Source organism: Amycolatopsis sp. SB7-3, from assembly GCF_041021335.1.
In the GTDB taxonomy this organism is placed as follows: Bacteria; Actinomycetota; Actinomycetes; order Mycobacteriales; family Pseudonocardiaceae; genus Amycolatopsis; species Amycolatopsis japonica.
The window spans coordinates 3,215,929-3,228,669 of the sequence record NZ_JBFPJQ010000001.1 but is presented as its reverse complement, the minus strand read 5'-3'; the positions used below and the strand labels follow the sequence as shown (position 1 = coordinate 3,228,669).

Here is a 12,741-nt window from a genome sequence, read left to right as displayed (position 1 = left end):
CCGGAGGTGAGCCCACCGTGAGGTGCGGGTCTAGCATCCTTTTCATCCACGCTCGATGACCATGATCTCGGCACCGTCGCCGGAGCCGTCCCCAGGTGGACGTCCCGGCGGCAGGCGCGGAAACCAGCGGTCAGCGGGCCCAAGCCATGACGTTGGAGGCCGTTCACCGATGTCCACCACGGCTAGCACCGCCACTGAGGCGGCCGCGAGCGATCGGGCGGGTGCCTCACGCCGGCAAGGGACGTTCTACCGGGGAGACCCCGGTATGTGGTCCTGGGTGCTGCACCGCATCACCGGCGTGCTGACATTCTTCTTCCTCTTCGTGCACGTGCTCGACACCGCGCTCGTGCGCGTGTCGCCCGACACGTACAACGAGGTCATCGAGACCTACAAGACCCCGCTGGTCAACCTCCTCGAGGTCGGCCTGGTCGGCGCGGTGCTGTTCCACGCGCTCAACGGCATCCGGGTCATGCTGGTCGACTTCTGGGAGAAGGGACCGAAGTTCCAGAAGCCGATGCTCTGGACCATCCTGGCCATCTGGGTCGTGGTGATGATTCCGGGCGCGTTCTTCATGATGAAGCGCACCGTCGAGACGCTCTTCGGGGGTAACTGACCATGGCATCCGAAGTCCTCACCCTCGACAAGCCGCGCTCGCCGAAGCGCCCCGCCGCCCGCCGCAGCAACTTCGAGCTCTACAGCTGGCTGTTCATGCGCATCTCGGGCCTCGCCCTGATCGTGCTGGTGCTCGGCCACCTGTTCATCATGAACATCCTCGACGGCGGCGTGCACCGCATCAACTGGGGTTTCGTCGCCGGCCGCTGGGCCTCGCCGTTCTGGCAGTTCTGGGACCTGTCGATGCTGTGGCTCGCCGAGATCCACGGCGGCAACGGCCTGCGGACGATCATCGACGACTACGCCCGCAAGGACAGCACCCGGTTCTGGCTGAAGATCGTGCTCTACGTCTCGATGGTGCTGATCCTCGCCGTCGGCACGATGGTGATCTTCACCTTCGATCCCGGCATCTCGGCCAACTGACGCCCCACCACACGTTCAAAGCGGAGTCCTCATGCAGTTCCACAAGTACGACGTGGTGATCGTCGGCGCCGGTGGCGCCGGCATGCGCGCGGCCATCGAATCCGGCCAGCGTGCCCGCACCGCGGTCCTCACCAAGCTCTACCCGACGCGTTCGCACACCGGCGCCGCGCAGGGCGGCATGTGCGCCGCGCTCGCGAACGTCGAAGAGGACAACTGGGAGTGGCACACCTTCGACACGATCAAGGGCGGCGACTACCTGGTCGACCAGGACGCGGCCGAGATCATGGCGAAGGAAGCCATCGACGCGGTCCTCGACCTCGAGAAGATGGGCCTGCCGTTCAACCGGACGCCCGAAGGCAAGATCGACCAGCGCCGCTTCGGCGGGCACACCCGTGACCACGGCAAGGCCGCGGTACGCCGCGCCTGCTACGCCGCGGACCGCACCGGGCACATGATCCTGCAGACGCTGTATCAGAACTGCGTCAAGCACGGCACCGAGTTCTTCAACGAGTTCTACGTGCTCGACCTGGTGCTGACCCCGGACGAGAACGGCAACCCGGCCGCTTCCGGCGTCGTCGCCTACGAGCTGGCGACCGGCGAGCTGCACGTCTTCCAGGCGAAGTCGATCGTGTTCGCCACCGGTGGCGCGGGCAAGATCTTCAAGACGACGTCGAACGCGCACACCCTCACCGGTGACGGCCTCGGCATCATCTTCCGCAAGGGCCTGCCGCTGGAGGACATGGAGTTCTTCCAGTTCCACCCGACAGGTCTGGCCGGGCTCGGCATCCTCATCTCCGAGGCCGTGCGCGGCGAAGGCGGCATCCTCCGCAACGCCGACGGCGAGCGGTTCATGGAGCGCTACGCCCCCACCATCAAGGACCTCGCGCCGCGCGACATCGTCGCCCGGTCGATGGTGCAGGAAGTGCTGCAGGGCCGCGGTTGCGGGCCGAACAAGGACTACGTCGTCCTCGACGTCACGCACATCCCGGAAGAGACGCTGAACGCGAAACTCCCGGACATCATGGAGTTCTCGCGGACGTACCTGGGCGTCGACCCGGTGACGGAGCCGGTGCCGGTGTTCCCGACCTGCCACTACGTGATGGGCGGCATCCCGACCAACGTCCACGGCGAAGCGTTGCGGGACAACGAAAACGTCATCCCCGGCCTGTACGCCGCGGGCGAGGTGGCGTGCGTGTCCGTGCACGGCTCAAACCGGCTCGGCACGAACTCGCTGCTCGACATCAACGTGTTCGGCCGTCGCGCCGGCATCGCGGCCGCCGAGTACGCGCTGGCGCACGAGCACATCGAGCTGCCGGAGAACCCGACCAAGGTCGTAGAGGACCAGCTCGCGCTGCTGCTCTCGGAACACGGTGACGAGCGCGTCGCCGACATCCGCACCGAGCTGCAGCGCACGATGGACTCGCACGCTTCGGTGTACCGCACCGAGGACACGCTGAAGCAGGCACTGACCGACGTGCAGGCGCTGAAGGAGCGGTACACCCGGATCACCGTGTCGGACAAGGGGAAGCGGTACAACACCGACGTCCTCGAGGCCGTCGAGCTGGGCTTCCTGCTCGAACTCGCCGAGGTCCTGGTCGTCGGCGCCCTGGCGCGCAAGGAATCCCGCGGCGGGCACGCGCGCGAGGACTACCCGAACCGCGACGACACGAACTTCATGCGGCACACCATGGCCTACAAGGAGGGCGAAGGTCTCACCGCCGACGTCCGCCTGGACTACAAGCCGGTGACCTTCACCCGCTACGAACCGATGGAGCGGAAGTACTGATGACCACGGCCACCCCCGAGAAGTCGGAGGCCGTGTCCTCCGACCACACGCCGATCACCGTCACGCTGAAGATCCTCCGGTTCAACCCCGAGATCGACAACGAGCCGCACTGGGAGTCCTACGACGTCCCGGCGCAGCGCACCGACCGGCTGCTGAACCTGCTCTTCTACGTGAAGGACTACATCGACGGGACGTTCTCGTTCCGGCGCTCGTGCGCGCACGGCGTCTGTGGTTCCGACGCGATGCAGATCAACGGCATCAACCGGCTGGCGTGCAAGGTCCTGATGAAGGATCTGCTCGAGACCAACGGCAAGAAGACGACGATCACCATCGCGCCGATCAAGGGCCTGACGACGCTCAAGGACCTTTACGTCGACATGGACCCGTTCTTCGAGGCGTACAAGGCCGTGAAGCCGTACCTGATCGCCTACGGGAACGAGCCCACGCGCGAGCGGATCCAGTCGCAGGCCGACCGCGACCGGTTCGACGACACGACCAAGTGCATCCTGTGCGCCTGCTGCACGTCCTCGTGCCCGGTGTACTGGAACGACGGCTCGTACTTCGGCCCGGCCGCGATCGTCAACGCGCACCGGTTCATCTTCGACTCGCGTGACGAAGGCGCCGAAGAGCGTCTCGACATCCTGAACGACTCCGAGGGCGTCTGGCGCTGCCGGACGACGTTCAACTGCACCGACGCCTGCCCGCGCGGTATCCAGGTGACGAAGGCGATTCAGGAGGTTAAGCGCGCTTTGCTCTTCAAGCGCGTCTGACGCTTCTGCTTTGCGCGTGAAGGCCTCCTTCCCTCGGCTGAGCCGAGGGAAGGAGGCCTTCACGCGCATCAAGGAGTTATCCACAGCGGGCTAGTTATCCACAGGGCCAGGCAAAGGGGCTGGCGCAGGACTGGCAACCGCGCCCATGCTGATCGACATGGTCAACAGGGGGAGATGGGCTCAGCATCCCGAACTGCTGCTGGCTAGAAGCAGAAATGGCGTCATCCGGGTCGCCGACCTCGAGTCGGAGGACATGAGCAGCAGCACGATCTACGCGCGCTGTCTGCCGGGCGGCCCGTGGCAACGGCCCCTCCCGGGGATCGTGCTCTTGCACAACACAGAGCCGAAACCCGAAGAACTGGTCAACGCGGCACTGCTCTACAGCGGGGCCGAAAGCATGCTCACCGGCGTCGCCGCCTGCCGTCTGCATGGACTACGTCCTGCGGCGCTTCCCAAAGGCGACGATCTGCACATGCTCATCCCACATGAACGGAAGGTCCGCAGTACCGGTTTCGTCACCATGGAACGGACGACCAGATTTCCGGAGCCCAGGATGATGGGTGACGTACCCGCGGCGCCCCTGGTACGCGCGACCACGGATGCGGTACGGCGGCTTCGTGCATCAGGCCCGGTGGAAGAAGTGCTGATCGAAGCGATCCAAAGTGGTCGCTGCGCACCGCAAGCCCTCCTCCAGGAACTCAATCGCGGCACCCAGCGAGGAACGGCCATCCCCCGCCGGCTGCTTTCGAACTGGATCGACATCCGTTCGATGGCTGAATCCCGTGCACGCACGCTCAGCCTCCGCTTGCCCTCGCCACCGAGCCATTGGAACTGCAAGGTCTTGGATCAGCGTGGCAAGTACCTGGGGCGCCCGGACGCCTGGTGGGACGACATCGGCCTCGCTTGGGAAATCGACTCGTTCGACTTCCACTTCCGACGAGCCGACTACTCGCGAACGTTGAAGCGGAACACCCGCTACACGGCCTCGGGCATCCTTGTCGTGCAGACGCTTCCCTCCAGGATCCGAGACGATCCCACCGGAGTGGTCAATGAACTGATCACCGCGCACGAAGCCGCCTCCGCTCGCCCACGTCCTCCTGTCAGGGTTGTGGACATCGATACCGCCGACGCCGCGTGAAGGCCTCCTTCCCTCGGCTCAGCCGAGGGAAGGAGGCCTTCACGCGCATCAAGACGGAGGAGAACAGCCGCGCTATTCCAGCACGCGAGCCAGAGCGGCTGCGGAGTCGGCGGTGCCGGGCAGCAGGTCGAAAGCCTCCGGGTCGATGCGGTCCACAGCGCCCGTGCTCACATCCCGCAGCATGTTGTACAGCCCCGCCATCACCGCGCGCGTGAAGTGCTCCCGGTGCTGCTGCCCGAGCGTCTGCGTCTGCCCGCGCACCTCGAACAGCACCGTCCCCGTCCCGTTCAACGCGAACGAGCACCGCGCCTGCCCGGGCAGATCACGATCCGCGCCATGCGGGTACCGCGCCCCGACGAAGCCACGCGACGTCATCCCGTTGAAGCCGCTGATCGCCAGCTGCCGCGATTCGTCCTTTGTGTACACGTCGCGGTACTTCGCGTATTTCTGGCCGGGCTCGAAGAACTTGTCCGGCAGCGGCGGGTAGTCGATGCCGACGTCGAGGAGCCGGTTGCTGCCTTCCTGGCGGACGCACGCGCCTTGGTGGTGCAGATCGACGTAGACGTCGGGCACCTTCCCGCGCCGGGCGGTCAGCTCCATGTACACAGACCGCAAAGCCCGCGACTCGGGCGTGATGAACCAGCCCGGCTGATCCGGCGCGCCCGGGAAGTCCTCCGCGCGCGGGACGTAGTTCAGGTCCGGATTGAAGTCGCGGTTGACGTCGAACCCGGGCCGCTTCCGGTAGTCGTCGCCCTGGAGGACGTCGCTGAGGTAGTTCCAGGCGGGCGGCCGGCCCTTCAGCTGGGGGAACTTGCGCTGCACCTCGGCCCACGACAGGTCGTTGCCGCGCCGATCGAGTTCGGCGCCGTCCGGGTTCAGTTTCGGCACCGCGACGAAGGTGATGGTCTTCCGCAGCCGCTCGGCGTCCCGCGACTCCGAGGTACCGAGGTAGTCCAGGATCCGGAGCAGGGCGTCGGTGCCGGTCTTCTCGTTTCCGTGGATCTCGCTGGAGACCACGAAGACCTTCGGCCCGGTCCCGACGGTCGCCTGATGGATCACCCGGCCGCGGTTGGACCGCCCGGCCTCCTCGACCGCCACGCGCCCCTTGCTCACGCGCTCGAGCCTGCCGAGTTCCCGCACCATTTCGCGGTAGTCGGTGAACTCGTCGATGGGCAGCTCCCGCGGCTCCTCGCTGCAGGGCGTCACCGGAGCCGCCGCCGCGGGCGTGCTGACCAGCGGGAGCATCGCCAGCCCCACCACCACGGGAACCAACCGACCGAACACCGACATCGTGAACTCCCCACTGTCGAAGGTGTTCACAACGTAGCGAGAACGCACCGGTCGCGAATCCGGCGAAAGGTGCTTCGCCGCCAAGAAGACCGTTGGAAACGGTGTGTGACTGAGATAGCCTGGAGAGTCACCAAGCCGGGTGATCGAGGGGCGGCGAGGCGATGGGTGCTGGTTCGGAGCTGCGCGCGATCCTTTCGCAGCGACTCGTGCCTCTGATCGCGGAAATCGAAGAACTGGTTTACAAACACGGCTACATTCGCGTATTCGGAAGCACGATCACCATGCTGGGTACGGTCGGCTTGCTCGGCCAGGTGCTCGGCATCGCCTGGCTCAGAACGGCTTTCGCCACCGCCGCCGGCGCGTTGTTCGTCTTGGCCGCGCTGGTTTCGTTCGCGGGAACGCAACGGCAACGCAACAGACTCGTCAACGTGGAGAACATCCTTCACGACTACGCCGACAGCATGCACACGGATTCACCGATCGTCCTCCGTGAATGGCGGCAAGAAACCATCGTCGAGAACAACGGTGACGTCTACTGCAAACGCAACATGATCCTCAGCGCCGCCTCGGACGGTAAGCCGAGATACGTTTCGCTCAAAATGACCTACTACGGAATAACCCCGTTGACCGCCAGAGCGAAACGACGCATCTCGTGCAAGGCGTACCACGCGAGACCGGAAAGCGCGTCCGAGCGCACACGGGCGAAGGCCACGTCGGTCTGGAAGAACTCGAAGGCGGGCAAACCCCGTCTCGACATCTACGTCCACTTGGGAAACCGGGTCGCGGACGGCGATCTCGTGACCGTCGAGTGGTGGTGGCCGAAGATGTCGGCGGACCTGATGAGCGGTGCGGAGCCGGAGGACTTCGACGTGGTCTTCGACAAGCAGGTCTGCAAGTTCACCCACCGGGTCGTCTTCCGCAACGTCCCGAACCCCGCGTCTCTCACCGTGCGCAATCAGGGGGCCCGCAATTTCAAGAAGAAGGTGCGGAACAACGATGTGATCGTCGAGTACTCCGCCCGCGAGCCCCGGTTGAGCGAGCACATGGGCTTCGTCGCGGACTACACGCGTAACGGCTGACGCTCCGGCACGGGTTTCATGCCGGAGCCAGGCGGTGGCTAGTTGCCACCCGTCTCAGAACCGCCGGTCATCATGTGCATCCATTCGCGAGGTTGATTGGTCGCCCCCATCGGTGCCGATGTGGTGGACGGCACAGTAGCCGAAGTCGCTCGATCTTCACTCGGCACCTACCCCATTGGGGTTTCACCTATACGAGTTTACCGCGCTCACGGGCCACCAAGACCGGAAAATCCGGCACGTGTTCGGGTGGTCACCGAACGGATCTTGCCTTTCCGCAAGCGACCGGAACGCATTCGGGGCCGGCCCACCACGTGGACCGGCCCCGAATATTCGGAAATCCTTTTACTTCACCGCGTCCAGGGCGTTGACGCGGCCGTGCCCGTAGTACGAGTTGTCCTTCGCCGGGCCTTCACAGACCGGCGCCGCGGTCCCGCAGGGAACCTCGTCCGCCTGGTGCTCCAGCAGCCAGGTCAGCAGCCGCGGCGGAGCGTGGCGGTAGCGGGAAGCCAGCAGCGCGGCGACACCGGCGGCGTGCGGGGACGCCATCGAGGTGCCGCACTTGGCGCCGTAGCCGCCGTTGAAGATCGTCGACAGCGGGCAGCCCACTCCCTGGCCGGCGGGCGGCAGCTGGGCGCGGTCGCCACCGGGGGCGGTGACCGAAACGTCGTCGCCGTAGTTGCTGTACGACGACTTCGTGCCCGCGTAGCCGATGGCCGAGACGTTGACGACGCCGTCGATGGCCTTGGGCAGGATGCCGCAGCTCTCGTCGACCGGGTGCGGGCGGTTCGGGTCGGTGGTCTGCTTGTCCGGGTCGAAGCCGCTGTTACCGGCGGCGGCGACGTTCAGCACGCCACGTCCGGTCGAGTAGGTCACCGCGCGGCGGACGGCCTCGAACGCGGCCGCGTCGCCCGGCTCCTTCGCGCAGTAGAACATGCCCGGGTCGATGTAGTAGCTGTTGTTCGTGACCGGGAAGCGGTGCTTCGCCGCCCACATGAACCCGCACACCGCGGCCTCGGGGAGGATCAGGCCGTCGTCGTTCACGACCTTCACCGACGCGAGCTTGACGCCGGGCGCCACACCCGTGAAGCCGCGCGAGGCGTCCTTGCCCGCGATCGTGCCGGCGACGTGCGTGCCGTGGTCCGAAGTCGTGGGCGCCCAGGCGGCGGGCGTCGTGTCGGGCGCGCCGCTGTTGCAGCCTGCCGACACGGTCGGGTCGAGGGCCGCCTTCAGCGCGGGGTGGGTGGGCTCGATGCCCGAGTCCAGCACGCCGACGGTCACCGAGCTGCTGCCACCGGAGATCTTGTTCGCCTCGGGAGCCTGGATCGCCCGCATGTCCCACTGCTGGGCCGACAGATCCTCTTCGACCGCGACGCTGGTGGTCTCTTCGTTCTCCTTGGTGTCGACCACGGCGGAGCGGGTCGCGCGGGCGGTGGCCGCCGGCGGGAACGCGACGTCACGGCCGCCCGAGTAGGCGCGGAAGACGCCGATCTTCGCCTGGAAGTCGGCGTTGCGCGAGGTCGCCACCGCGACCCCGATCTCCGGGTAGTACGCGACCTTCTCGCCGCACTTGGCGCGCAGCTCGCTGTCGACCTTGCGCTCCGGCGTACGCGGGTTGTAGAGCACCACGTAGTTGAACGGCGCGCTCGCGGTGTCGCACTGCGGCGCGGGCGCGGCGCTCGCCGACGGGGCCGCGAACACGCTTCCCGCCGCCGCCGCGACGAGCGCGGGGACGAGCAGGCGTCTGATCCGGGACATTCCACCTCCATGATTCGGTGGAGTGAACGTAAGCGAGCCGAAGGCGGGCCACCACCGTCAAAAGGACGACAAACCGGATCAGGCGTCAGCCTTCTCCGCGTCCCGTGACTTGGCGCCACGAAGCGTGCGCAGACCGATGACGCCGATGATGGTGCCGAGCACGAACGAGACCACCGTCAGCACCGCGTGCACGATGAAGTAGGCGGTGGGCGAGCCGTCCGCGGCCCAGGCGCGGTCACTGTCCCAGAGGTTCTTGGCGAACGTGATCCAGATGATCCACGACCACACGCCGAAACCCAGCAGGAACATCGAAGTACCTCGCGAAATGCGCATGCCCCTGAGTATGCAGCGGGCCCGGCGACGCTACATTGCTCGGGTGCACAGCGCTATCTCCCGGTCGCTCCTGGTCCTCGTTTCCGGTGTGCTCGCCCTCGCGGTGACGCCGGTGGCCACAGCCGCCCCGAAGCCACCAGCCCAGGCGCAGCCGTGCGCGAACAAGACGACGCCTCCCCCGCCCATCGACACCTCCGAGAAGCCGCGTCCCGGTGAGGCCGCGCCGGCCCCGCTGCCGGTCCCGCCGGTCCCGGTGGGCGGCGACCGGATGGCCGAATGCGGGCTCGTGCTCCCGAAGCGTGCGCTGAACCCGCCCGAGGGGAACACCTCCGCGTCGTGGGTGCTGCAGGATCTCGACAACGGCGACATCATTGCGGCGAAGGACCCGCACGCGCGCCAGCGGCCGGCGTCGCTGATCAAGGTGCTGCTCGGGCTGGTCGTGGTCACCGAACTCCCGCCGGGCAAGAGCATCGTGCCGACCAAGGAGGACGCCGAGCAGGAGTGCACCTGCATGGGCATCGCCGCGGGCGGTCAGTACACAGTGGACCAGCTGCTGCACGGCCTGCTGATGCATTCGGGCAACGACGCGGCGCACGCGCTCTCCACCGTGCTCGGCGGGGTGGACGCGACCGTCGCGAAGATGAACGCGCTGGCCACCCGCATCGGCGCCACGGACACCCGGGCCGCGACGCCGTCCGGGCTCGACGGCCCCGGTATGTCGACGTCGGCCTACGACATGAGCCTGATCTTCCACTACGCGATGAAGAAGCCCGAATTCGCCAAGGTGGTCAAGACCAAGACCTTCGAAATCCCGCCCACGGCGGGAAAGCCGCTCATCACGATCTACAACGACAACAAACTCCTCGGCACCTACCCCGGGTTCACCGGCGGGAAGACCGGTTTCACCGACGACGCGCGCCACACCTACGCGGGCAGCGCGGTCCAGAACGGTCACCGGATCGGGGTCGTGATGCTGCGCGCCGAGCAGCGCCCGACGCGGGTCGTCGAGCAGGCGGCGAAACTCCTCGACTACGGCATCGCGCTGCGCGACGCCAAGGCCGAATCGGTGGGGCGCATCGAATACCGGTCACCGGAAATCGTGAACGCGGACCCGGCGAACGCCACGCCGAACGGGGACGGAGCGTCGAACAGCGGCGCCGCGGCCGCGGCCGAAGACCCGTTCGGGGTGACGGGCTGGATCATCACGCTGGTCGTGTTCCTGATCATCGTGGCGTCGTTCGTCGTCGGTCACCAGCGGAAAAAGGCCATGCCGGGCGAGTAGACCGCGGAAACGAAATCGGCGGACAACGACGGCCGCGACCGCTGACCTTCGGTCTCCACCCGCGCGCCGTTACCAAGAAGGCCGCGCAGGCGCAGCCGGCTCCGGTCACGCAGGAGCCCGGCCGGTAAGTCAGGACCTCCGGCGGCCGAACCAGCCCAACAGGGCACCGGTCGCGAAAGCCCCGCCGACGGCACCGAGCCCCGGCCCCTGCTGCACGGTCACCCTCGGGTGGATCAGCACCGGGGCCGGCGGCTCGATGACCGTCTGCTGGTTCTCCTTCGCCGTCGCCGTCCACGCGGTGACGAACAACAGGAACCGCGACACGAGGTTCGCGAACACGAGCAGACCGATCACCGGGCCGAACAGCGTGAACGCCGGTGATTTCGTGACGCTGCCGAGGTAGACGGTCGCGGCCTGCTGGAGCACGATGAACCCGACGGCGGCGAAGATCGCGCCCTTGACCGCGCTGCGCAGCGCGACGTGCTCACGAGGCAGCCTCGCGATGACCCACAGGAACACCAGGGTGTTCGCGAGAAGACCGAGCAGGATCGTCGCGACCTTCAACAGGAAAACGGCCCAGCCCTGGTTCTCGAGGCCGACCAGTTCGAGCAGGAACCGCCCGACCCCGCTGCCCGCCGCGGTGAGACCGAACGAGACCACCAGCGCGAGACCGAGCCCGACGAGGGACAGCAGGTCCTTGATGGTGGTCGAAACCAGCGGAAGCTTCTGCTTTTCCTGCCCCCATTGGGCGGTCAGCGCGTCGCGCAGGTTCGACATCCAGCCGACGCCCGAGTAGAGGGCGAGCAGCAGACCGAACACTCCGATGCCGCCACCGGATTTCAGCGCCGCGCCGATGATCTCGCCGACGAGACCCCGTAGCCCGTCCGGTACGGACTTCGTGATGCCGTCGACGAGCTGGTTCGTCACCGCGGTGTCGCCCTTGAGCACGATCCCGACGATCGCGAAGGCGACCATCAAGATCGGGATCACCGAAAGCACACTGAAGTAGGTAATGGCGGCCGCGTAGTGGTTGCCGTAGCGCTCGGTGAAGGCGTCATTGGCCCGGATGAGGTGATCGAGCCAGGCGTACTTGCGCCTCAGGCGCGGTAGCAGCTTGTCCTCTTCCGGCTTCGCGCCGTCGTCTTTCGCCACCTTGAAACGCTAACCACACGGCCGCGGCCGCGCAGCGCGAATCAGCCTGCCGGGGGAAGGAACCCGATGTTCTCGTAGACGTTCCGCAAGGTCACCGAAGCGACCTCCCTGGCCCGTTCCGCACCGAGCGCCAACGCCTTGTCGAGTTCGGCGACGTCGTCCAGGTAGGACCGGACGCGCTCCTGCACCGGCGTGACCCACTCGACGAACGCCTCGCCGACGCCCTTCTTCAGGTCGCCGTAGCCCTTGCCCTCGTAGGCGTTCTCGAGTTCGGCGACCGGCTGGTCGGTCAGGGCGGACAGGATCGTCAGCAGGTTCGAGACGCCCGGCTTGTTCTCGGCGTCGAAGACGATCTCGCGGCCGGTGTCGGTGACCGCCGAGCGCACCTTCTTCGCCGACTTCTTCGGGTCTTCGAGCAGCTCGATGAGGCCGTTGCCGGTCGACGAGGACTTGCTCATCTTCGCCGTCGGGTCCTGCAGGTCGTAGATCTTCGCCGTGTCCTTGACGATATGCGGCTCCGGCACGGTGAACGTCTTGCCGTAGCGGTTGTTGAACCGCTGCGCGAGGTTGCGCGTCAGCTCCAGGTGCTGCCGCTGGTCCTCGCCGACGGGGACCTCGTTCGCCTGGTACAGCAGGATGTCCGCGGCCTGCAGGACCGGGTACGTGAACAGGCCGACGCTGGCGCGATCCGTGCCCTGCTTCGCGGCCTTGTCCTTGAACTGCGTCATCCGGCTCGCCTCGCCGAACCCGGTCTGGCACTCCAGCACCCAGCTCAGCTGGGCGTGCTCGGGCACCTGGCTCTGGACGAACAGCGCGCTGCGGGCGGGGTCGACCCCGAGCGCGAGCAGCTGCGCGGCCGACCGGCGCGTGCGCTCACGCAGCACCTTCGGGTCCTGCTCGACGGTGATCGCGTGCAGGTCGACGACCATGTAGAAGGTGTCGTGGGTGTCCTGCAGCCGCACCCATTGCCGCAGCGCACCCAGGTAGTTGCCCAGGTGGAACGAGTCGGCGGTCGGCTGGATCCCGGAGAGTACGCGCGGGCGCTTCTGTTCGTCGGACACGCCCGGATTCTGTCAGGCCACGCCACGGCGGGTCATCCGGCCTCGGCCCGGCCGAACGGG

12 protein-coding genes are annotated in these 12,741 nt (G+C 66.8%); 7 read left to right on the top strand and 5 right to left on the bottom strand.

Annotated elements, in window-relative coordinates; translation table 11 throughout:
• Positions 1 to 169: 169 nt before the first annotated feature.
• From sdhC to AB8M46_RS15965, 5 genes are all read left to right on the top strand, one after another.
• Entirely contained in the window at positions 170 to 613 is a 444-nt protein-coding gene (gene sdhC, locus AB8M46_RS15985) for a succinate dehydrogenase, cytochrome b556 subunit (RefSeq protein WP_073847418.1), read from the top strand.
• Between the two features lie 2 nt (positions 614 to 615).
• Entirely contained in the window at positions 616 to 1,035 is a 420-nt protein-coding gene (locus tag AB8M46_RS15980; RefSeq protein ID WP_007032045.1) for a succinate dehydrogenase hydrophobic membrane anchor subunit, read from the top strand.
• Positions 1,036 to 1,066: 31 nt separating this feature from the next.
• Positions 1,067 to 2,821 carry a succinate dehydrogenase flavoprotein subunit gene (sdhA, locus tag AB8M46_RS15975; protein ID WP_394360591.1) on the top strand — a complete coding sequence of 585 codons (1,755 nt, stop codon included), beginning with the start codon at positions 1,067 to 1,069 and terminating at the stop codon, positions 2,819 to 2,821.
• Positions 2,821 to 3,591, top strand: coding sequence for a succinate dehydrogenase iron-sulfur subunit (locus AB8M46_RS15970; protein WP_016331256.1), 771 nt, complete (start codon positions 2,821 to 2,823; stop codon positions 3,589 to 3,591). The genes sdhA and AB8M46_RS15970 overlap by 1 nt, the downstream gene beginning before the upstream one ends.
• 145 nt (positions 3,592 to 3,736) lie before the next feature.
• The gene (locus AB8M46_RS15965) at positions 3,737 to 4,729 is read left to right on the top strand and encodes a hypothetical protein (RefSeq protein WP_394360590.1); all 993 of its coding nucleotides are present in this window, start codon (positions 3,737 to 3,739) and stop codon (positions 4,727 to 4,729) included.
• A gap of 72 nt (positions 4,730 to 4,801) precedes the next feature.
• Here AB8M46_RS15965 and AB8M46_RS15960 read toward each other — a convergent pair whose 3' ends face one another.
• A complete protein-coding gene (locus tag AB8M46_RS15960; protein ID WP_394360589.1) occupies positions 4,802 to 6,019 on the bottom strand; it encodes a M14 family zinc carboxypeptidase in 1,218 nt (405 codons plus the stop codon).
• Positions 6,020 to 6,180: 161 nt separating this feature from the next.
• Between AB8M46_RS15960 and AB8M46_RS15955 the strand changes: the two genes are divergently transcribed.
• A complete protein-coding gene (locus AB8M46_RS15955) occupies positions 6,181 to 7,098 on the top strand; it encodes a hypothetical protein (protein ID WP_394360588.1) in 918 nt (305 codons plus the stop codon).
• 342 nt (positions 7,099 to 7,440) lie between these two features.
• Here the strand turns inward: AB8M46_RS15955 and AB8M46_RS15950 are convergent, their stop codons facing one another.
• Together AB8M46_RS15950 and AB8M46_RS15945 are read right to left on the bottom strand one after the other, a co-directional pair.
• Positions 7,441 to 8,853: a S8 family peptidase gene (locus AB8M46_RS15950; protein WP_394360587.1), complete on the bottom strand. Its 1,413-nt coding sequence runs from the start codon at positions 8,851 to 8,853 to the stop codon at positions 7,441 to 7,443.
• Between the two features lie 78 nt (positions 8,854 to 8,931).
• On the bottom strand, positions 8,932 to 9,186 hold the full coding sequence (locus AB8M46_RS15945) for an SCO4848 family membrane protein (protein ID WP_125732324.1): 255 nt from the start codon (positions 9,184 to 9,186) through the stop codon (positions 8,932 to 8,934).
• Positions 9,187 to 9,229: 43 nt separating this feature from the next.
• Between AB8M46_RS15945 and AB8M46_RS15940 the strand changes: the two genes are divergently transcribed.
• Complete coding sequence (locus AB8M46_RS15940) at positions 9,230 to 10,468, top strand: D-alanyl-D-alanine carboxypeptidase family protein (protein WP_394360586.1); 1,239 nt, start codon at positions 9,230 to 9,232, stop codon at positions 10,466 to 10,468.
• Between the two features lie 129 nt (positions 10,469 to 10,597).
• Here the strand turns inward: AB8M46_RS15940 and AB8M46_RS15935 are convergent, their stop codons facing one another.
• The gene (locus tag AB8M46_RS15935; RefSeq protein ID WP_037332446.1) at positions 10,598 to 11,620 is read right to left on the bottom strand and encodes a YhjD/YihY/BrkB family envelope integrity protein; all 1,023 of its coding nucleotides are present in this window, start codon (positions 11,618 to 11,620) and stop codon (positions 10,598 to 10,600) included.
• 41 nt (positions 11,621 to 11,661) lie between these two features.
• On the bottom strand, positions 11,662 to 12,681 hold the full coding sequence (gene trpS / locus AB8M46_RS15930) for a tryptophan--tRNA ligase (protein WP_125732320.1): 1,020 nt from the start codon (positions 12,679 to 12,681) through the stop codon (positions 11,662 to 11,664).
• Positions 12,682 to 12,741 lie beyond the last annotated feature (60 nt).